This window comes from Mesorhizobium sp. M0621 (assembly GCF_040320745.1).
In the GTDB taxonomy this organism is placed as follows: domain Bacteria; phylum Pseudomonadota; class Alphaproteobacteria; order Rhizobiales; family Rhizobiaceae; genus Mesorhizobium.
Genome location: NZ_JAMYQF010000070.1, coordinates 1 through 19,866, shown reverse-complemented (window position 1 = coordinate 19,866; position 19,866 = coordinate 1). Strand labels below are relative to the sequence as shown.

Genomic DNA, 19,866 nt, shown 5'->3' with positions numbered 1-19,866 from the left:
CCCTAGGATGACGAAGGCGAGGATATGCTCCCTACCTGCTCGCTCACGTATTCATCGAATCGAAGAAGTCCGCATTGGTCTTGGTCTGCTTGAGCTTGTCGATCAGGAACTCGATCGCATCGGTGGTTCCCATCGGCGCCAGGATGCGGCGCAGCACGAAGATCTTCTGCAGGTCCTGCTTGGAAACCAGCAGGTCTTCCTTGCGGGTGCCGGACTTCAAGATGTCCATCGCCGGATAGATGCGCTTGTCGGCCACCTTGCGGTCGAGCTGGATTTCGCAGTTGCCGGTACCCTTGAACTCTTCGAAGATGACTTCGTCCATGCGGCTGCCGGTATCGATCAGCGCGGTGGCGATGATGGTCAACGAACCGCCTTCCTCGATGTTTCGGGCGGCACCGAAGAAACGCTTCGGCCGTTGCAGCGCATTGGCGTCGACACCGCCGGTCAGCACCTTGCCGGACGACGGTACCACGGTGTTGTAAGCGCGGCCGAGGCGGGTGATGGAATCGAGCAGGATGACGACGTCACGGCCATGTTCGACAAGGCGCTTGGCCTTCTCGATGACCATTTCGGCGACCTGCACGTGGCGAACAGCCGGCTCGTCGAAGGTCGAGGAGATCACCTCGCCCTTCACCGAGCGCTGCATGTCGGTCACTTCTTCAGGCCGCTCGTCGATCAGAAGCACGATCAGATAGCATTCCGGATGATTGGCAGTGATCGAGTGGGCGATGTTCTGCATCAGCACCGTCTTGCCGGTACGCGGCTGCGCGTTGATCAACGCGCGCTGGCCCTTGCCGATCGGCGCGACCAGGTCGATCACGCGCGCCGAGATGTCCTTGGTGGTCGGATTGTCGATCTCCATCTTCAACCGCTTGGTCGGATAGAGCGGCGTCAGATTGTCGAAGTGGATCTTGTGACGGATCTTTTCGGGATCGTCGAAATTGATCGTGTTGACCTTGAGCAGCGCAAAATAGCGCTCGCCCTCTTTCGGGCTGCGGATCGGCCCTTCGACCGTATCGCCGGTCTTCAGCGAAAAGCGCCGGATCTGCGACGGCGAAATGTAGATGTCGTCGGGACCTGGCAGATAGTTGGCGTTGGCCGAGCGCAGGAAGCCAAAACCATCCTGCAGCACTTCGACCACACCGTCACCGATGATCTCGATCTCCTGGGCGGCCAGTTTCTTCAAGATCGCAAACATCAGCTCCTGCTTGCGCATGACGCTGGCGTTCTCCACCTCGAGCGATTCGGCATAAGCGATCAGCTCTGGCGGTTTCTTGTTCTTGAACTCGGTGAGTTTCATTTCTTGCATAGACGGACCTTGAATAGATGGAGTCTGGGTAAGCTTTGGGAAAATATCGGCGGGATGCGACAAATGCCGGGCGCGGCCGAGAGCAATGAAGGGCGGCGCATGACGGGAAGGAAGACCCGTCTTTTATCGTCGGTTGGGTGAAAGAGCAAGCTGCGTTTTGCAGCCCAATCGAGCCTAGAACGGCTTGACGACAACCAGGATCACAATTGCGATCATCAGCAATGTGGGGATCTCGTTGACGATTCGCCAGTGCCGGGCCGGTTTTTCATTGCGGTCCTCGGCGAATTTGCGCACCGCGCCGGCCAGATAGCCGTGCATGGCGGACAGCAAAAGCACCGCCCCAATCTTGGCATGCAGCCAGCCGCCCTGGAAACCGAAGCCTTTCCAGGCGAGCCACAGGCCGAACACCCAGGTGGCGATCATCGCCGGATTGATGATGCCGCGCAGCAGGCGCCGCTCCATCACCTTGAAGGTCTCCGACTGCACCGAGCCCTTCTCGGCATCGGCGTGGTAGACCAGCAGCCGCGGCAGATAGAGCATACCCGCCATCCACGAAATGACGGCGAGGATATGGATCGCCTTGGCCCACGGATAGAAGCTGTCGGGTGCTGCGAAATACAAAAGCGCGGTGAGAACGATCAATACGGCGATACCTGATATCATCCGCATCATCGCCTGGCCGGTGCTGTTCGCGTTTTTCATCTCGGCCATCAGCGTGTCGCGCTCCGCACTTGTCTCACCATCGCCTCGACATGGGCGATCGGCGTCTCCGGCGTGATGCCATGACCGAGATTGAAGATCAGCGGCCCCTCTCCCAGCGCTTTCAGGATCGCTTCGACACCGTCGGACAGCGCCTTGCCGCCAGCCACGAGCCGCAAGGGATCGAGATTGCCCTGAACCGCCCCTAAGCGCTGCAAATCCTTCGCCGCCTCCAGGGGCACCGTCCAGTCGATCCCCAGACCCGTTACGCCGGTCTTCTGGCGATAGGTCTGGTAACGGGCGCCGGCGCCCTTGGGAAAGCCGACGATCGGCACATCGGGATGGACGGCCCGAATTTGCCTGACGATCTCCGCCACCGGCTGGACGCAGAACAGGTCGAAGGACGCATCGTCGAGCACGCCGGACCAGGAATCGAAAATCTGCACCACGTCCGCGCCGGCCTCGATCTGGCGGATGAGGTAGGCGGCCGAATGATCGGCAAGCACTTTCAGCAAATGCTGGAATGCTGCCGGCTCGCGATATGCAAAAAGCCGCGCCGGCGCTTGGTCGGGCGTGCCATGACCCGCAATCATATACGTCGCCACAGTCCATGGCGCGCCGCAGAAGCCGATCAGAGTGGTCTCATCGGGGAGTTTTGCCCGCAGCCGGCGAACCGTCTCGTAGACCGGTTCGAGATTCACGTGAAACACCTTGCTTTCCAGAGCCAATATCTGCGGCGCGGTGATCGGCGTCAGCAGCGGCCCTCGCCCCTCTTCGAAGCGGACCTCACGGCCAAGCGCATGCGGAACGACGAGGATGTCCGAGAACAGGATCGATGCATCGAAACCAAAACGCTCGATCGGCTGCAGGGTCACTTCGACGGCAAGGTCTGGGTCATAGCAGAGACCCAGGAACGAACCGGCCCGTCTGCGTGTCTCCCTATATTCCGGCAGATAGCGCCCAGCCTGACGCATCATCCAGAGCGGAGGCGGAAAATGAGCCTTGCCCTTCAGGACGTCCAGCATGATCCGGTTCTGGGGCATCGAGCGCTCGCTTCTCCCAGCCTCTTCTATAATCAAAGATTCTTATATCTAAGATTCTTCTGATTCTAAGAGTCTGTTGGTTCTGGTGGTTGTCACCTGTCCCGCTTTGCCCCGGAAAAAACCAGCCAACATATTGTCGCGTGCTTCTTTTGCCTGGATGTAGGGTTCTGGGGATAGTCGCGAATCCATCACTGGAGTCAAAGCGTTACGAGATGCCGGGAAAAGCCGGCCCTGGGGACGGGCGAGAGACAAAAGAAGCCGTCCCCAAACTTGTCCCCAGCCGCCCGACGAAGCTGACAGTGCAACGAATTGTGGACATCTAGCCTTCTGATACAGTCGCCTCTGATCGGCTCGTCTTTTCATCCCGCTCTATCCACAGAAGCCCACAGCCCCAGGTGACCCCTGTGAACAAACCCCAAAGCTTCTTCCATCTGCACCTGATTTCCGACGCGACCGGCGAAACGCTGCTCGCCGCCGGCCGGGCGGCTTCGGCGCAATACAAGGATGCGCGCGCCATCGAGCACATCTATCCGCTCATCCGCACCGAAAAGCAGGTAGCGAAAGTGTTCGAGGACATCGAGGAGGAGCCCGGCATCATTCTCTATACGGTCGTCGACCAGAAGCTCGCGCGCGGCATCGACGAGCGCTGCGCGACGATGGGCCTGCCCTGTGTATCGGTGCTGGAGCCGGTGCTGACCGTGTTCCAGTCCTATCTCGGCACGCCGGCCGGCCGGCGCGTCGGCGCCCAGCATGTTCTCGACGCTGAATATTTCCGTCGCATCGATGCGCTCAATTTCACCATGGACCATGATGACGGCCAACTGCCGCTCAACATGGACGATGCCGATGTCGTGCTGATCGGCATCTCGCGCACCTCGAAGACGCCAACCAGCATCTATCTCGCCAACCGCGGCATCAAGACCGCCAACATTCCGATCGTGCTCGGCGTGCCGGTGCCGGAAAGCCTGGTCAACGCCAGGACACCGCTGATCGTCGGGCTGGTCGCCACCGCAGAGCGCATCTCGCATGTCCGGCAAAACCGCATCCTGGGCAACAGCAGCTCTTACGAGGCATCGGACTATGTCGACCGCGCCGCCATCAGCGAAGAGCTCGCCTACGCCCGCCAGATCTGCACGCGCCATGGCTGGCCGATGATCGACGTCAGCCGCCGCTCGATAGAGGAAACGGCGGCAGCCATCGTTGCCCTGAGAGGGAAGAATAGATAATTGGAGCCGAGCAACCACAGGCTTGAGATGGTGTCCGAAACGTCGCGATCCTTCGCGCCCCCCTCTGCCCTGCCGGGCATCTCCCCCTCAAGGGGGGAGATTGGCAGCTTCGCGGGCCGCACCTTTTGTTCAACGTTAAAAATTGGCGAAAGCCGAAGTTACCTCCAATCTCCCCCCCTTGAGGGGGAGATGTCCGGCAGGACAGAGGGGGGCGCTGTCCCGCCAACCTTTGGCAACCTTCTGCATTACGGCGGTCAACGACAATTAATCAGGCGAAACCCCATGACCGAGAAAATCATCCTCGCTTCAGGCAGTCCGTTCCGTAAGGCGATGCTGGTCAATGCCGGTGTCGACGTCGAGGCGGTTCCGGCTGAAATCGACGAGCGGGCGCTCGAGGCGCCTATGCAGGACAGCGGTGTCTCGCCTGAAGATGTCGCCCTGGTGCTGGCCGAGGCCAAGGCCACGGAAGTGAGCGAGCGCAGGCCTGGCGCGCTGGTGCTCGGCTGCGACCAGACGCTGTCGCTCGGCGACGAAGTGTTCCACAAGCCGGCCGACAGGGAAGGCGCCCGCCGTCATCTCCTAGCGTTGTCGGGCAAGACCCATCAGTTGAACAGTGCTGCCGTACTGGTGCGCGACGGCGCAGTGTTGTGGCGGCATGTCGGCATCGCCTCGATGACCATGCGCAAGCTCGATCCGGCCTTTATCGGCCGCCATCTCGCCCGTGTTGGCGCCAAGGCATTGGCAAGCGTCGGCGCCTACCAGATCGAAGGCGAAGGCATTCAATTGTTCGAGAAGATCGAGGGCGATCATTTCACGATTGTCGGCCTGCCGCTGTTGCCGCTGCTGGCCGAACTTCGCACGCTTGGAGCGATCGATGGCTGAGGCGTCGAAAAAGGCCTTTGTGTCAGGCCACCCGATCAAGCATTCGCGCTCGCCGAAGATCCACGGATATTGGCTGGCCAAGCATGGCATCGACGGCAGCTATGAGGCGATCGATGTCGCGCCGGAAAACTTTGCCGAGTTCGTGAAGACGCTGCAGGCGAACAATTACCGCGGCGGCAATGTCACCATCCCGCACAAGGAGGCGGCTTTCGCGCTGGCCGAGCGCCGTGACCAGGCCGCGCAAGAGATCGGCGCCGTCAACACGCTGTGGTTCGAGGACGGCGCCTTGTGGGGCGGCAACACCGACGCGCACGGCTTCGCCGCCAACCTCGACGATCATGCGCCGGGCTGGGCCAGCAACGGCCCGGCGGTCGTGCTCGGCGCCGGCGGCGCGTCGCGCGCCGTCATCCATGCGCTGAAGGAGCGTGGCGTCGCCGACATCCGCATCGTCAACCGCACGCTCGCCCGGGCCATGGAATTGCGCGATCGTTTCGGTGCGGGCGTTTCGGCGCATGGCATGGCGGCGACCGGCGACCTGCTTGGCGATGCCGGCCTGCTGGTCAACACAACCGCACTCGGCATGCATGGCAATGAAGGCCTGTCAGCCGATCCGGCTTTGCTGCCGGACCACGCCATCGTCACTGACATCGTCTACGTGCCGCTGGAGACGCCGCTGCTTGCGGCGGCCCGCGCGAGAAACCTCAAGACCGTCGACGGCCTCGGCATGCTGCTGCATCAGGCCGTGCCCGGCTTCGAGCGCTGGTTCGGCATCAGGCCGCAGGTGACGGCTGAACTCCGCGCGCTCATCGAAGCTGATCTGGTGCCGAAGCCATGATCGTGCTTGGCCTCACCGGCTCCATCGGCATGGGCAAGTCGACCACGGCCAAGATGTTCGCCGAGGCCGGCGTGCCGGTCCATGGTTCCGACGAGGCGGTGCATCGCCTCTATGCCGGCAAGGCCGCGCCCCTGGTCGAGGCGGCTTTTCCCGGCACCACATCCGCCGGCGTGGTCGATCGGGCAAAGCTTGGCGCCCGCGTGCTGGGTGACGCCGCCGCGCTGAAGCGGCTGGAAGCGATCGTCCATCCCCTGGTGCGCGCCGATGCCGATGCTTTCCTGACGCGTCATCGTAGCGCCGGCGCGCCGATTGCCGTCCTCGATATCCCCCTGTTGTTCGAAACCGGCGGCCGCGACCGCGTCGACAAGGTCGTCGTCGTCACCGCGCCAGCCGACATCCAGCGAGAACGTGTACTGGCGCGGCCTGATATGACCGAGGAAAAACTGGATTCGATCCTGGCCAGGCAGGTGCCGGATGCGGAAAAACGCAAGTTGGCCGACTTCGTCGTCGATACCGGCCAGGGATTGGACTCCGCCCGCGCCGCCGTGGCTGCCATCATTGCCGAACTCTCCGGGGATAAGCTGCACTCCTGACACCACCGCGTCAGCATTGCCCATTGCCATTTTGTTCCGGTCTCACGATTCTGCTTCTTTGGAGCGACTGATTCGATGCGTGAGATCATTTTCGATACGGAAACCACCGGCCTCGATTCGCGCGACGACCGCGTGATCGAACTCGGCGGCATCGAGCTGGTCAACCGCTTTCCGACCGGAAAGACCTTTCACCACTATATCAACCCACAAGGCCGTGCGATCCACGCCGAGGCGCAGGCCGTGCACGGCATCAGCGCGGCGGATCTAGCGGGCAAGCCGACCTTTGCCGAGATTGTGCAGGAGTGGCTGGCCTTCACCGACGGCGCCAAGCTGGTCGCGCACAATGCGACTTTCGACATCGGCTTCCTCAACGTCGAATTCGGCCGGCTGGGTCACCCCGTCATCGACAATGGTCTTGTCGTCGACACGCTGGCGCTGGCGCGCCGCAAGCATCCGATGGGCCCCAATTCGCTCGACGCGCTCTGCCGGCGCTACGGCATCGACAACACCAGGCGCACCAAGCACGGCGCCTTGCTCGATTCCGAATTGCTGGCCGAGGTCTATATCGAGCTGATCGGCGGCAAGCAGGCGGCCCTCATCCTCGACAGCGCCACCGCGCCGGCGCAAGGCGGAGAGAACGTCCGCCAGATCGAGATTGTGGTAAGCCAGCGGCCTTCGCCACTGCGGCCCCGCCTCACCGAAGCCGAACGCGACGCGCATGCCGGCATGGTCGGAACGTTGGGTGAGAAGGCGCTGTGGCTGAAGGTTGTCGGGAACTAAAGTCGTTCCGTCGCGATCCTTGGCGCCCCCCTCTGTCCTGCCGGACATCTCCCCCACGGGTGGGGAGATTGGCAGCTTCGCGGGCCGCGCCTTCCTTTTCAACGTTGGAGATTGGCGAAAGCCGGGATGACAGCCGATCTCCCTCCTTGTGGGGGAGATGTCCGGCAGGACAGAGGGGGGCGCTGTCCCGCCAGCCTTTCAACAAAAAACCCGGCGCGAGGCCGGGCTTTTAAACGCTACCGAGACACCAGGCCTCAGCTCACCTTGACCTTCGACGCTGCCTGATCCTCGGCCAGCTTCTGCTGGAACATCTGCGCGAAGTCGATCGGGTCGAGCATCAGCGGCGGGAAGCCGCCATTGCGGGTTGCCTCGGCGATGATCTGCCGGGCGAACGGGAACAGCAGGCGCGGGCATTCGATGAACAGGATCGGCAGCATGTGTTCCTGCGGGAAGCCTGCGATGGCGAACACGCCGCCATAGACCAGCTCGACATTGAACAGCACTTCCTGGTCGAACGATGCCTTGGCGTTCAACGTCAAATTGACGTCGAACTGCTTGTCGGAGAGCGGGTTGGCGTTGACGTTGACGTTGATCGCGATGCCAGGCGCCTTGTCGCGGCCGCGCAGCGAATTCGGCGCGCCGGGGCTTTCGAAGGAAAGGTCCTTCACATATTGCGCCAGGACGTTGAGCGACGGCTGCGCCGCGTTGCCGTTTCCGTTGGCTGCGCCGACCGGCGCGTCATCTTTGCTGGCCATAAGCCTTCGTCCTCTTGCCTGGGCAGCGTCGCTGACCGAATTGAAATCGGGCGTTCGCTACCATGGCAGGGATGACAAGACAAGGTTTGCCGCCTTGCTTCTCCGTCCCGGGATGAGGACGGAGCGGCCTCAATCGTCCTTGAGGCGGCGCCAGGGCGAGTTGTGGTCCGGTCCGCGCTTGAAGTCGTCTTCGCGTGAATAATCGCCATCGTCGAGGTCGATGGTCTTGTCGCGTTGCCGGCCGCGGAAGCCGCCGGTCGAGAAATTGGTGGCCAGCACGACACGGCCCTTCAAGGTCCGCCAGGCGAGGTCGCGGACCGGCGGCAGGAACAGCAGCAGGCCGATAATGTCCGTGATGAAGCCGGGTATGATCAAAAGGATCGCCGCCAGCACGATCATCGCGCCATGCGCCAGCTGCCCGCTCGGATCGCGGCCGGCGTCCATTTCAGCGCGGATCCGCGTCATGACGCCAAAACCCTGATGCCGGAGCAGCAGCGCGCCGGCAATGCTCGATGCCAGCACCAGGCCGACTGTCGCCAGCGCACCGACCTGGCGGCCGACGACCACGAAGCCGGCGATTTCCAGCAGCGGAAGTGCCAGGACAAAAAGGGGAAGGAACGAGATGCGCAAGTCTTGGCAACCTTTTGGATCGTTTTGGCCGTTTCGATTGTTTCGGCGCCCAGTGAGCAATCGCCGCTGGCACTGAGGCTGTTAGATAGGTATGCCTGCCTTTGATTTGAATGATTGCGCCTTGCGTTCTATATGCTTTGAATGTTGAACGCTATGCGACCGCGGCCATTGGGCCTGACGGTCCGGCCACAGGGCAGGGATTGATTGGCGGAAGATATGGGATTCTTCGACTTCGGCACGATTTTCTTCCTGATTGCGGCGGTGGTCATCTTTTTCCAGCTGCGCAATGTGCTGGGCCGTCGCACCGGCAGCGAACGGCCGCCCTTCGATCCCTATACAGCGGCCCGCAGCGGCGACAAGGATGCCGCCCAGAAATCCGAGAATGTCGTGTCGCTGCCGCGCAAGCGCCTGCCGGGCGAGCCGGCGGCCGACACCTATGCCGCGATCGATGCCTTCGCCAAGCCCGACACCGACCTCAACAAGGGCCTGCGCACGATCAAGGACAACGACCCGTCCTTCGAGCCGAAGACTTTCGTCGACGGCGCCAAGATGGCCTATGAGATGATTGTCATGGCCTATGCCGACGGCGATCGCAAAACGCTGAAGAACCTGTTGTCGCGCGAGGTTTATGACGGTTTTGTCGCCGCGATCGGCGATCGCGAGGCCAAGGCTGAAAAGATCCAGTCGTCTTTCGTCGGCATCGACAAGGCCGACATCGTCTCGGCCGAGATGAAGGGCGGCGAGGCGCATGTCACGCTGCGCATCATCAGCGAGCTGATTTCGGCGACCCGCGACAAGGCCGGCGCGGTCATCGACGGCGACCCGGAAACCGTGGCCGAGGTCAAGGATGTCTGGACCTTCGCCCGCGACACGCGCTCGCGCGATCCCAACTGGAAGCTTGTCGCCACCGAGGAAGAAGACTGAACCCGGAACGGCGGCGAGGCTCCGGTGTCGCTATCGCCACTCTTTGTCGGAAAATCTTTTGCCGACCTCCCCGGCTGGGACGATGACGATCATCTGGCGGCCTTCGCCGCCTTTCGCCGCTCGGCCTTTCACGTCCTGACCAAACCGTATCGCAGCGGCGCGCTCAGCGTCGATTTTGATGCCTTTGCCGAGGCCTACGCCGAGGCTCGCACCGTTTCGCCGGCGAATCGGTCGCCATTTCTGGATCGGAAAGAAGCCCAGGCTTTCTTCGAGCGCCATTTCTCGCCCGTGCACATCCGGCCCGAGTACGGTGGCGCCGGCCTCGTCACCGGTTTCTACGAGCCTGTGGTCGAAGCCTCGCCGGTTCGGACGGAGCGGTTTTCGGTGCCGCTGCTATCGCGCCCGGCCGATCTCGTCGATATCGAGGACGGCAACCGCCCGCCCGGCATGGATCCTTACCTCGCTTTTGCGCGGCAGACGCCGGACGGGCTGCTCGAATATCCCGATCGCGGCGAGATCGAGCGCGGGGCGCTTGATGGCAAGGGCCTGGAAATCGCCTGGCTGGCCGACAAGGTCGATGCCTTCTTCGTTCATGTGCAGGGTGCCGCACGACTGAACATGACCGACGGCCGGCTTGCCCGCATCACCTATGCCGCCAAATCCGGCCAGCGCTTCACCGGGCCCGGCAAGGTGCTGAGCGAACTGGGAGAAATCCCGCTGGAAAAAGTGACGATGCAGTCGATCCGCGCCTGGTTCAAGGCGCATCCGGACCGCGTCGACGAGATCCTGTGGCGGAACCGCTCCTACATCTTCTTCCGCGAGGCCGATGTCGAGGACGCGTCGCTTGGTCCGATCGCCGCCGCCAAGGTGCCGCTGACGCCGGGACGCTCGATTGCCGTCGACCGCCTGCTGCACACATTCGGTACGCCGTTCTACATCGATGCGCCGACGCTCACTGCCTTCGACGCAAAACCGTTCCGGCGCGTGATGATCGCGCAGGACACCGGCTCCGCCATCACCGGACCGGCGCGGGGTGATCTCTTCGCCGGTTCCGGCGATGCCGCCGGCGAGATCGCCGGCGTGGTCCGCAACGCCGCGGATTTTTATGCGCTGGTGCCGCGCGCGCTCGTTTCGGGCTCGAATCGATGACCCGGCATCCGGACAAACTGAGCGAAGACGACCGGGTGCTGTGGAATTTGGTGGCGCGCACGGCCAAGCCGCTGAAGGGCAGGATGGCTGTCGACGTCCCCGACATCCCTGCCGAGGCCAGGCCAAATCAGTCGCAACCGGCGCCGGCCGCTGCCAATACGCCCGCCGCGGCAAAGCCGAAGACGCAGCATGTCGCCCATGCGCTCGACGAGCCGACCTTGGACAAGCTGTCGAAGGGCCGGCTGCCGATCGAAGGCCGCGTCGATCTGCACGGCCTGACCCAGGACGAGGCCTATTCGCTGCTGTTTTCGTTCCTGCACCGGGCGCATGCCGGCGGCATCCGCTATGTCCTGGTCATCACCGGCAAGGGCTCGTCCTCCGGCGGCGACGGCGTGTTGCGGCGCGCGGTGCCGGCCTGGCTGTCGACGGCCGCCTTCCGGCCGCTGGTCTCCAGCCACGACCATGCCGCCCGCAACCATGGCGGTTCAGGTGCGCTTTATATCCGGCTGCGGCGTCAGCGGTCGTGAGGCGTTCGCTCATGAGGGTGGGCGCATGACCCCGTTCGGCGAGAAGCTGCGGACGCTGCGAAGCGAACGCGGCGTCACCCAGAAGGACATGGCGGCGGCGATCGGTGTCAGCGCCGCCTATCTGTCGGCGCTCGAGCACGGCAGGCGCGGCGCGCCGACCTGGACGCTGATCCAGAAGATCATCGGCTATTTCAACATTATCTGGGACGACGCCGAGGAGCTGGCGCGGCTGGCCGAAGCCTCGCATCCGCGTGTGAAGCTCGACACGTCCGGTCTTTCTCCCGCCGCCACCGAACTTGCCAATCTGCTGGCCGAGAACATCGAAAAGCTCGACGAAGCGGAGCTGCGCCGCATCACCGCATCGATCCGCGCGGCGTTGGGTCGGCAACCATAGCTTCGCGATCTGCGCCGGAGGCGCACCTTGGCGATTTTCTCGCGAAGGTGTTTCGCTTCAGGCGAAGAGATGCCCGCCGGCGATCCGCCAGCAGGCATCTGTGGTGAGATCATTTCTTGCCGGCCGAGCCGCCATTGTTTCCCCGGCCGCCTTTGTCGCTATGGTCGTGGCCATTGTTTCCGCCGCCCAGGCAGTTCGAGTCGCCAAGGCTGCAACAGCGGCCGCTCCACAAATCGTTGGTCGAGGTGTTGGCGCAGCTTGGGATAGTCTGGTTGGCCAAGGCGGGTCCGGCCAGTGCCGATGCCGCGATGGCGGCGAGGAATGCATTTCGCAAAAGTACAGTCATCTGAAGTCTCCATGATTGGTTTCCGTCTACGGCCATGTGTCGTCGGCCGGGAGGAAATGGTTCACGGAGAAATGCGAGATTGTTGGGAGAATGGCATGATGCGAGCGGCGCTAGGCGAATAGCGAGACGCCGGCGGGACGGCGAAGGATCGCCGACCCTTCGCCGAAGTCGCTCTGTTTGCCTGCGCGCTACTGGACCGCGCCGACAAGGACCTGCTGACCGCCTCGGATCGAGACCCAGCGGCCGGTGTTGTCGATTGCCTGCCGCTTGAGGAAGCGGTAGCCGGTCGCGTCCCACGCCTTGACCTTGTCGGTCAGATTGTCGAGCACGTAGTCGCCCTTGTCGGTGCGCACCGTCAGCACGGCGTGGCCCTCGCCGTCGGGCTTGCGCACGACGGTGATCAGCAGATCGGCAAGCGAGATGCTCATGCGCGAAAGCTGGCGCCGCTTTTCCAGCACGTAGTCCTCGCAATCGCCGACGCCTTTGTCGGGATAGGCCCAGACCTCGTCCTTGCCGTAGATGTCCATGTCGCTCATTGGCTTGACGGCGGCGTTGACCCTGGCGGTGACATTGAGAAGCTTGCGCATCAGCCCGTCGGTCATCGAGGCCGGCGCGAGATTGGACGGGCGGATCGAGCATTCGCTGGGATGCAGCTTGCAGAAATCATAGTGGCCGATCGGCTGCGAGGTGAGACCCCCGGTCGCCATCGCTCCGGCCGCCAAAGCCGGCGCCACCCAGCCTCCCGTTACTGCCAGCCCGGCTGCCACATACACGCGCAGCCGTCGCGCCACTGATGAGGAAATCATTGTCCCCGCTCACCCTTTGTTATTAACGAAAGGTTAAGGGGGTTTTACAGTCCGTGTCAATTACGACGTCGGTCGGATTGTCGGCATGGTTACCCGAGGGGCTGGACAGCGGCGCTTGTGCAACAGAATCACCCGGCGGCTTTTGCCCAATAATTGGCCTGGATTCTCGTCGCAGGGTTATCTCTTGGCCGTGCGGACCAGCTTCGGCTTCACCGCAACGCGCTCCTGGCGGCCATAGCTGGTGATGAAGTCGACGATGCGCGGCACGATTTCGGAGCGGAAGCGCGAGCCGTTGAAGACGCCGTAATGGCCGACCGCCGGCTGCATGTAGTGCGCATGCCGTTCAGCGGGGATGTTGGGGCAAAGGTCATGCGCGGCCTTGGTCTGGCCAAGGCCCGAAATATCGTCGTTCTCGCCTTCGACCGTGAACAGCGCGACGTTGCGGATCGCTGACGGATCGATCCGGGTGCCGCGATGCGTCATCTCGCCCTTGGGCAAGGCCTGGCGCACAAAGACGGTGTCGACGGTCTGTAGGTAGAACTCCGCCGTCAGGTCCATGACAGCCAGATATTCGTCGTAGAAATCGCGATGCTTCTCGGCATTGTCGCCGTCATGCTTCACCAGGTGCATGAAGAAGTCCTTGTGGGCGATGATGTGGCGGTCGAGGTTCATGCTCATGAAGCCGGACAGCTGCAGGAAGCCCGGATAGACCTCGCGGCCGAAGCCCGGCACCGGCCAGGGCGCGCGCATGACGACATTGTCGCGGAACCAGTCGATGCCCTTTTCCTGCGCCAAAAGGTTGACCGCCGTCGGGTTGCGGCGGGTGTCGATCGGCCCGCCCATCAGCGTCATGGTCGAGGGCACGAACGGATCGCCCTTGGTTTCCATCAGCGCCACGGCCGCCAGCACCGGCACGGAAGGCTGGCACACCGCCATCACATGCGTGTCGGGGCCGAGCGCATGCAGCATGTCGATGATGTAGTCGATGTAGTCGTCGAGATCGAAGCTGCCGTCGGCCAGCGGCACCATGCGGGCATCGACCCAGTCGGTGATGTGCACGTCGGCATGGGGCAGCATGGCTTCCACCGTGCCGCGCAATAGCGTCGCATAGTGACCCGACATCGGCGCCACGATCAAAAGCTTCGGATCCGGCTTGCGCCCGGCGGGAACGGAGCGTTCGAAGCGGACGAGATTGCAGAACGGCCGGGACCAGACGGTCTTCTCGGCGACCGCGACGGTCTTCCAGTCGACCACGGTCTTGTCGAGGCTAAAGGTCGGCTTGCCGTAGCGGCGCGTGGTGCGCTCGAACAATTCGGCGGTCGCCGCGACCGAACGGCCCCAGGGCGTGTGGGACAACGGATTGAGCGGATTGGTGTAGAGCAGGCGCACCGCATCGGCATAGAGGCGCGCCGGCTGCAAGGCCGCATGGTTCATTTCATAGAGCTGATAGAACATCGAGAACCCCGCTGCTGCCTGCGACCGAAGGGACGACGAGCAGCGCCGAGCCTTAAATGTCTCGCGGGGAAGTTAACAACTAATTGCTGCGATGCAATACGTCACGCGGCGTGACCAATGCTTCTTTGGTTCAAGCCCTTGGGAATCGGCCCTGAATAGCGCGAGCCGGCTCAGTGTGCGGCTGCGAAATGTGTAGGTAATGTGTCCGGCCCCTCTTGCCGGACACAGGAAGCTTAGACGCGCGCCATGCAGACGGCGGTGTGGCCGGAGCCGATGAAGCCGAGCTGGCCGGCTGCGCCCTTCGACAGGTCGAGCACGCGACCCCTGATGAACGGGCCACGATCGTTGATGCGCACGATGACGCTGCGGCCGTTGTTCTTGTTGGTTACCCGGAGCTTGGTGCCGAAAGGCAGCGTGCGGTGGGCGGCGGTCATTGCCGACGGGTTCATGCGCTCGCCCGATGCGGTCTTCGAGTGCAGGGCGTACCAAGAGGCGCGGCCGCACTGGCTGGCGGCGGTTGCCGAAGATGCGCCGACCATCAGGCCAGCAGCGATCGTTACCGCGACAAGCGCGGTCTGTTTTGAGTTCTTCATATTTGAGGGATGGCTCCGTTTTTGACAGACCCCAGCCGTTGGAGCCAAATAAGGCAGGAAATGCGGCAATCATCTGTCGGTTCCGTGGCGAGATCACACGTTTGGAGTCGCTGGGTAACAGTCTGTTAGGGATTTTCCGGCGCGCGATGATCAGTTGATCATGATCTTCGAGCCGATATTCGGGATTTGTTTGACAAGATTGTGCGTTGATATCCAAGTAGAAGTGAGGGCGATCAGGCCCCTTCCTTTGGCTATTTCATCACGGCCGCAACCCCGTAACCGATCGACTTCGAAAAGGAGATCCGGCAATGAGACTGACCAAAAATCTTCTGGCGTTGATCGTGCTTGCCATAGGCGCGTTGTGGGCGCTGCAAGGCGTCGGCGCGATCGGCGGCAGCTTCATGACCGGCCAGTCGCAATGGCTTTATGTCGGCATCGTTACCATGCTGGTCGGCCTGGTGGGACTGGTCTGGGCGAACCGTTCGCGGGGGTGAGCTGCAGAACGAGCGCTGGCGATCTGTGGCGCCCCCCTCTGTCCTGCCGGACATCTCCCCCTCAAGGGGGGAGATTGGCCGTCATCACTGCTTTCGCCAATCTCCCGTCATTGAAAGAAGGGCAGTGAGGCGAAGCTGCTAATCTCCCCACTAGAGGGGGAGATGCCCGGCAGGGCAGAGGGGGGCGCTGTCCCGCCGACATCTCAAAAGGTTGTCCCCAACAGCCCTACCCGAACAGCCGATCCAAAATCCTGCCCTCCAGCCGGGCAAGCTCCACCGAGCCGCGCCGGCGCGGTCGTTCCACCGGGACATCCAGATCGAGCGCGATACGGCCTTCGTTGATCACCACGACCCGGTCGGCGAGCGCGACTGCCTCGGCGACGTCATGCGTGACCAGCACCGCGGTAAACTTCTGCACGATCCAGATCCGTTCCAGCAATTGCTGCATCTCGATGCGGGTCAGCGCGTCGAGTGCGCCCAGTGGTTCATCGAGCGCCAGGATTTGCGGGTGGCCGACCAGCGCCCGGGCGAGCGCCACGCGCTGTTTCTGGCCGCCGGACAGCACCGAGGGCCATTCGTCGGCACGATCGGCAAGCCCGACCTCGCCGAGAATGTCGAGCGCGCGTTGGCGGGCCTCCGCGCCGGAAGCAATCCCGGTCAGCCCGACCTCGACGTTTTTCACCACGCTGGCCCAGGGTAGGAGCCGCGGCTCCTGGAACATGAAGCGGGTGCGGCTATGGCCTTCCTCTTCCACGCCGAATGTCAGCGATCCTGATGTCGGCCGATCGAGCCCAGCCAGCAGCCTGAGCAGCGTGCTCTTGCCGCAGCCGCTCTTGCCGATGACGGCAAGGAACTGGCCGGCCGGCACGTCCAGATCGATGCCGTCGAGAACGGTCTTGTCGCCGAAGCGCTTTTCCACGCCCTTGAAGGCGAAGGCGCGCCGCCCTTCGACCGATATCGCCGGGCGCGCCGGCGCTGGCGTGGCGATGAAGGAACGAACGGAAGTCAGGCTGGCGGCTGGCATCGAAAACTCATGCATTCTGGAAGGCCGGATGCCAGTTCAGCAAGAACCGCTCGAGCAGGCGGGCGAAGCTGTCGGCGAGCTTGCCGAGCAGCGCATAGATCAGGATCGACAGCACGACGACATCGATCAGCAGGAATTCGCGCGCCTGCATGGCCATGTAACCGAGGCCGGAACTGGCCGAGATGGTTTCGGCGACGATCAGCGTCAGCCACATGATGCCCAAGGCGTAGCGCAGGCCGACGAAGATCGCCGGCAGCGCGCCGGGCAGGATGACGCGGAAAAACAGCGCACGCCGGTCCATGCCGTAGACGCGGCCCATCTCGACCAGCTGCGGGTCGACGCTCTGGATGCCGAGCAGCGTGTTGACATAGATCGGAAAGAACACGCCGAGCGCCACCAGGAACAGCTTTGCTTCCTCGTCGATGCCGAACCACAGGATGACCAGCGGTATCAGCGCCAGGTGCGGAATGTTGCGGATCATCTGCAGCGTCGTGTCGGTGAGGCCGCGGCTCAGCCTCGACAGCCCGTTGGCGAGGCCAAGCGCAAAGCCGATCGAGCCGCCGACGGCGAAGCCGGCAAGCGCGCGTGCGGTGCTGACGCCGATGTTGCGGATCAGCTCGCCCGACAGCGTCAGCCGCCAGAAGGCCTCGGCGACGGCGCTTGGCGCCGGCAGCACGTTGGCCGGCATGACGCCGGCCCGAGATGCAATCTCCCAGCCGGCGATCACCAGCGCCGGCAGCAACCAGCCGGTGCCGTCGCTGCGGAGGCGTGCGCCAAAGCTCATGACGAGGCCTGCAGGCGGTTGGCGCCATGGAAGCCGACCGAGAATTCGTTGGCGATGTTCTCATGCGCCCGCTGCCGCCTGGTGCCGAGCCCAAGCTTCGGGAATAGCAGCTCGGCGACACGGTAGGCTTCCTCGAGATGCGGATAGCCGGAGCCGATGATGGTATCGATGCCGATCGCCTGATATTCGCGGATGCGCTCGGTGATCTGCTCCGGCGTGCCGACCAGCGCCGTGCCGGCGCCGCCGCGAACCAGCCCGACGCCGGCCCACAGATTGGGCGACACGACCAGCCTGTCGCGACGGCCGCCATGCAGTTCGGCCATGCGGCGCTGGCCGACCGAGTCCATCTGGTTGAGGAAACGCGCCTGCGCGTTTTCGATCTGGGCGTCGGTGACATGGCGGATCAGCCGGTCGGCGGCACGCCAGGCTTCATCCTCGGTCTCGCGCACGATGAAATGCAGCCTGATGCCGAAGCGCAGTTTTCTGCCGCGCAGCGCCGCCTTCCTGCGCGCCGCAGCGAGCTTTTCGGCGACCTGCGCCGGCGGCTCGCCCCAGGTCAGGTACATGTCGACGAGGTCGGCGGCGAGGTCCTGTCCCGCGTCCGAAGAGCCGCCGAAATAGAGCGGCGGCCGCTCTTGGCGCGGCAGAAGATCGAGGCGGCCATTCTCGACGCGATAATATTTGCCGTCGAAATTGACGCGCTCGCCGGACACCAGGCCGCGCCAGATGGTCAGGAATTCATGCGCCTGGGCATAGCGCTCGTCATGCGGCAGGAAGACGCCGTCGCCGGCGAGCTCAGTCGGGTTGCCGCCGACCACGACATTGAGCAGCAGTCGGCCATTGCTCAGCCGGTCGAGGGCCGCGGTCTGGCGCGCGGCAAAAGTCGGCAGCGTCACGCCCGGCCGCAGCGCGACAAGGAACTTCAGTTTTTCGGTCAGCGTCGCAAGGCCCGTCGCGGTGATCCAGGAATCCTCGCAGTTCTGTCCGGTCGGCAACAGCACGCCGGGAAAGCCGAGCCGGTCGACCGCTTGCGCGATCTCCTTGAAGTAGCCGAATTCCGGCGGCCGTTGCTGTTCCTCGGAACCGAGATAGGAGCCGTCGCCATGCGTCGGGATGAACCAGAAGAAATCGAGCGGTGCGGTGCTGGCTGGCGCGGTCATGTCTGGCCTCTGGAAGGTACAAACGTCAAACGGCGCCGGGCGTTCTCACCCGGCGCCGTCGGAGAAAAAATCAGTTGCCCGGCGCGGTCCACACCGCGTCGGAAATGCGGACCGCTTTCGGGATCAGCCCGAGTTTGTAGAAGCGGTCGGCGGTCGCCTGCTGGCCGGCGACGATCTCGTCGGTGATCGGAATGATGCCGAATTTGGTGCGGTTGGCGGCGATCGTCTGCGCGTCGAGTGGCACACCGGTCACCTCATGCAGCGCCGCGGCCACCTTGTCGCGGTTCTGGTCGGCCCATTTCGCCGCCTCGCCAAGGGCCGCGATCGTCGTCGTGACGATCTCGGGGTGCGCCTTGGCGAAATCCTTGTTGGCGAGGAAATAGGTGTTGACCTTGAGCACCTCGCTGGAGCGCGCCAGCACGCGCGGCTGGTAGCGCGTTTCGGCGATGGCGAAGAACGGATCCCAGACGGTCCACGCGTCGATCTGGTCGCTGGCGAAGGCGGCGGCCGCATCGGCGGGGCTGAGATAGACCGGCGTGATCTGGTCGAACGGAATGCCGGCCTTTTCCAGGGCGGCGACGAGCAAATTGTGTGCACTGGTGCCTTTGCCGACGCCGACGCGCTTGCCCTTGAGGTCGGCGACCGACTGGATGGGCGACGCTGGCTTGACGAAGATCGCCTCGCCCTCGCCATTCGACGGCAGCGCCGCCGCATAGACGATATTGGCGCCGGCCGACTGGCCGAAGATCGGCGGTGCGTCGCCGGTCCAGCCGACATCGATGGCGCCGACATTGAGCGCCTCGACCAGCGGCGGCCCGGCAGTGAACTCGACCCACTTGACGGTGACGCCCTTGTCTTCAAGCGCCTTCTCGATCACCTGCTGCTGCCTGGCGATCACCGGCAGGCCGGTCTTCTGATAGCCGATGCTGAACTGCTTCAACTCCTGCGCGGCGGCACCGAACGACACGGCAACGCTTGCCGCCAGCAGCCCGATGCCGAAAACTCGTCTGGTAAGATTGAAGTGCTTGGTCGGATTGAACATGATCCCTCTCCTTCGCTGCGGATCGGAGCCGGGAAAAATGGCCTCGCCGGTTGGAAGATGGATCAAGCTAGGTATTTCTATAAATTTAGTAGAGGAATGATTTTGCGAGATTGACTTGAAGAGCGGATTTGTTTTCTGCGGTTGACGGGGACAGCGCCCCCCTCTGCCCTACCGGGCATCTCCCCCACGAGGGGGGAGATCGGCTGTCACCTCGGCTTTCGCCAATCTCCAGAGCTGAAAGGGCGCGACGGCGAAGCTGCCAATCTCTCCCCTTGTGAGGGCTTTGCATGAAGGGTGTGCTTAACCTGATTGGCCTACTGGGCGTCTTTTGAAGGCGTCTAAGGCCTCGCCTTGTCGCCCTGGCGCGGCATCGACCGGCATCATTGGCCCGATCGGCTCGATTTTGGACGCACTCC

At 63.2% G+C, this 19,866-nt stretch carries 23 protein-coding genes; 10 read left to right on the top strand and 13 right to left on the bottom strand.

The window, feature by feature from the left end:
* Nucleotides 1–43: 43 nt before the first annotated feature.
* The 3 genes from rho to hemE form a co-directional block, all read right to left on the bottom strand.
* Nucleotides 44–1,309 (bottom strand): transcription termination factor Rho, encoded by a 1,266-nt coding sequence (rho, locus tag NKI38_RS30030; protein ID WP_352634684.1) that lies wholly within the window; start codon nt 1,307–1,309, stop codon nt 44–46.
* Between the two features lie 174 nt (nt 1,310–1,483).
* A complete protein-coding gene (gene hemJ / locus NKI38_RS30025; RefSeq protein WP_352664061.1) occupies nt 1,484–2,020 on the bottom strand; it encodes a protoporphyrinogen oxidase HemJ in 537 nt (178 codons plus the stop codon).
* Complete coding sequence (gene hemE, locus NKI38_RS30020; RefSeq protein ID WP_352664059.1) at nt 2,020–3,051, bottom strand: uroporphyrinogen decarboxylase; 1,032 nt, start codon at nt 3,049–3,051, stop codon at nt 2,020–2,022. Before hemE ends, hemJ begins: the two co-directional genes overlap by 1 nt.
* Nucleotides 3,052–3,455: 404 nt before the next feature.
* On the opposite strand from hemE, the gene NKI38_RS30015 reads away from it, so the two are divergent.
* The 5 genes from NKI38_RS30015 to dnaQ all read left to right on the top strand — a co-directional run bounded on the left by NKI38_RS30015 (nt 3,456) and on the right by dnaQ (nt 7,367).
* A complete protein-coding gene (locus tag NKI38_RS30015; protein WP_352664057.1) occupies nt 3,456–4,277 on the top strand; it encodes a pyruvate, water dikinase regulatory protein in 822 nt (273 codons plus the stop codon).
* A gap of 282 nt (nt 4,278–4,559) precedes the next feature.
* Nucleotides 4,560–5,159 carry a Maf-like protein gene (locus NKI38_RS30010; protein WP_352664055.1) on the top strand — a complete coding sequence of 200 codons (600 nt, stop codon included), beginning with the start codon at nt 4,560–4,562 and terminating at the stop codon, nt 5,157–5,159.
* Nucleotides 5,152–5,994 carry a shikimate dehydrogenase gene (locus tag NKI38_RS30005; protein WP_352664053.1) on the top strand — a complete coding sequence of 281 codons (843 nt, stop codon included), beginning with the start codon at nt 5,152–5,154 and terminating at the stop codon, nt 5,992–5,994. Before NKI38_RS30010 ends, NKI38_RS30005 begins: the two co-directional genes overlap by 8 nt.
* Nucleotides 5,991–6,587: a dephospho-CoA kinase gene (gene coaE / locus NKI38_RS30000; protein WP_352664051.1), complete on the top strand. Its 597-nt coding sequence runs from the start codon at nt 5,991–5,993 to the stop codon at nt 6,585–6,587. The genes NKI38_RS30005 and coaE overlap by 4 nt, the downstream gene beginning before the upstream one ends.
* A gap of 75 nt (nt 6,588–6,662) precedes the next feature.
* Nucleotides 6,663–7,367: a DNA polymerase III subunit epsilon gene (gene dnaQ / locus NKI38_RS29995; protein ID WP_352664050.1), complete on the top strand. Its 705-nt coding sequence runs from the start codon at nt 6,663–6,665 to the stop codon at nt 7,365–7,367.
* A 254-nt stretch (nt 7,368–7,621) separates the two neighbouring features.
* Here the strand turns inward: dnaQ and secB are convergent, their stop codons facing one another.
* Nucleotides 7,622–8,122, bottom strand: coding sequence for a protein-export chaperone SecB (gene secB, locus NKI38_RS29990; protein ID WP_023763101.1), 501 nt, complete (start codon nt 8,120–8,122; stop codon nt 7,622–7,624).
* Between the two features lie 129 nt (nt 8,123–8,251).
* The gene (locus NKI38_RS29985) at nt 8,252–8,752 is read right to left on the bottom strand and encodes an FxsA family protein (RefSeq protein ID WP_352634701.1); all 501 of its coding nucleotides are present in this window, start codon (nt 8,750–8,752) and stop codon (nt 8,252–8,254) included.
* 216 nt (nt 8,753–8,968) lie between these two features.
* On the opposite strand from NKI38_RS29985, the gene NKI38_RS29980 reads away from it, so the two are divergent.
* From NKI38_RS29980 to NKI38_RS29965, 4 genes are read left to right on the top strand one after another with little or no spacing between them, the layout of a single operon-like run.
* Nucleotides 8,969–9,676 carry a Tim44/TimA family putative adaptor protein gene (locus NKI38_RS29980; protein ID WP_352664048.1) on the top strand — a complete coding sequence of 236 codons (708 nt, stop codon included), beginning with the start codon at nt 8,969–8,971 and terminating at the stop codon, nt 9,674–9,676.
* 24 nt (nt 9,677–9,700) lie between these two features.
* On the top strand, nt 9,701–10,825 hold the full coding sequence (gene mltA, locus NKI38_RS29975) for a murein transglycosylase A (RefSeq protein WP_352664046.1): 1,125 nt from the start codon (nt 9,701–9,703) through the stop codon (nt 10,823–10,825).
* The gene (locus NKI38_RS29970) at nt 10,822–11,352 is read left to right on the top strand and encodes a Smr/MutS family protein (protein WP_352664044.1); all 531 of its coding nucleotides are present in this window, start codon (nt 10,822–10,824) and stop codon (nt 11,350–11,352) included. The genes mltA and NKI38_RS29970 overlap by 4 nt, the downstream gene beginning before the upstream one ends.
* A 25-nt stretch (nt 11,353–11,377) precedes the next feature.
* Nucleotides 11,378–11,746, top strand: a complete 369-nt coding sequence (locus NKI38_RS29965) for a helix-turn-helix domain-containing protein (RefSeq protein WP_352664042.1) — start codon at nt 11,378–11,380, stop codon at nt 11,744–11,746.
* A 109-nt stretch (nt 11,747–11,855) separates the two neighbouring features.
* Here the strand turns inward: NKI38_RS29965 and NKI38_RS29960 are convergent, their stop codons facing one another.
* The 4 genes from NKI38_RS29960 to NKI38_RS29945 form a co-directional block, all read right to left on the bottom strand.
* Nucleotides 11,856–12,092 carry a hypothetical protein gene (locus NKI38_RS29960; protein WP_352664040.1) on the bottom strand — a complete coding sequence of 79 codons (237 nt, stop codon included), beginning with the start codon at nt 12,090–12,092 and terminating at the stop codon, nt 11,856–11,858.
* A 188-nt stretch (nt 12,093–12,280) separates the two neighbouring features.
* Entirely contained in the window at nt 12,281–12,898 is a 618-nt protein-coding gene (locus NKI38_RS29955) for a transglutaminase-like cysteine peptidase (RefSeq protein WP_352634714.1), read from the bottom strand.
* Nucleotides 12,899–13,075: 177 nt separating this feature from the next.
* Nucleotides 13,076–14,353: a polyhydroxyalkanoate depolymerase gene (locus tag NKI38_RS29950; protein ID WP_352664038.1), complete on the bottom strand. Its 1,278-nt coding sequence runs from the start codon at nt 14,351–14,353 to the stop codon at nt 13,076–13,078.
* A gap of 233 nt (nt 14,354–14,586) precedes the next feature.
* The gene (locus tag NKI38_RS29945) at nt 14,587–14,946 is read right to left on the bottom strand and encodes a septal ring lytic transglycosylase RlpA family protein (protein ID WP_352664036.1); all 360 of its coding nucleotides are present in this window, start codon (nt 14,944–14,946) and stop codon (nt 14,587–14,589) included.
* Between the two features lie 308 nt (nt 14,947–15,254).
* Here NKI38_RS29945 and NKI38_RS29940 point away from each other — a divergent pair, with 308 nt between their 5' ends.
* Nucleotides 15,255–15,440, top strand: coding sequence for a hypothetical protein (locus NKI38_RS29940; RefSeq protein WP_352664034.1), 186 nt, complete (start codon nt 15,255–15,257; stop codon nt 15,438–15,440).
* Nucleotides 15,441–15,666: 226 nt separating this feature from the next.
* On the opposite strand, the gene NKI38_RS29935 is transcribed toward NKI38_RS29940, so the two are convergent.
* The 4 genes from NKI38_RS29935 to NKI38_RS29920 form a co-directional block, all read right to left on the bottom strand.
* Nucleotides 15,667–16,464: an ATP-binding cassette domain-containing protein gene (locus tag NKI38_RS29935; RefSeq protein ID WP_352664032.1), complete on the bottom strand. Its 798-nt coding sequence runs from the start codon at nt 16,462–16,464 to the stop codon at nt 15,667–15,669.
* Nucleotides 16,465–16,471: 7 nt separating this feature from the next.
* On the bottom strand, nt 16,472–17,248 hold the full coding sequence (locus tag NKI38_RS29930; protein ID WP_352664030.1) for an ABC transporter permease subunit: 777 nt from the start codon (nt 17,246–17,248) through the stop codon (nt 16,472–16,474).
* Nucleotides 17,245–18,408, bottom strand: a complete 1,164-nt coding sequence (ssuD, locus tag NKI38_RS29925; protein ID WP_352664028.1) for an FMNH2-dependent alkanesulfonate monooxygenase — start codon at nt 18,406–18,408, stop codon at nt 17,245–17,247. The genes NKI38_RS29930 and ssuD overlap by 4 nt, the downstream gene beginning before the upstream one ends.
* A gap of 70 nt (nt 18,409–18,478) precedes the next feature.
* Nucleotides 18,479–19,450, bottom strand: a complete 972-nt coding sequence (locus NKI38_RS29920; protein WP_352664026.1) for a sulfonate ABC transporter substrate-binding protein — start codon at nt 19,448–19,450, stop codon at nt 18,479–18,481.
* Nucleotides 19,451–19,866: the final 416 nt, after the last annotated feature.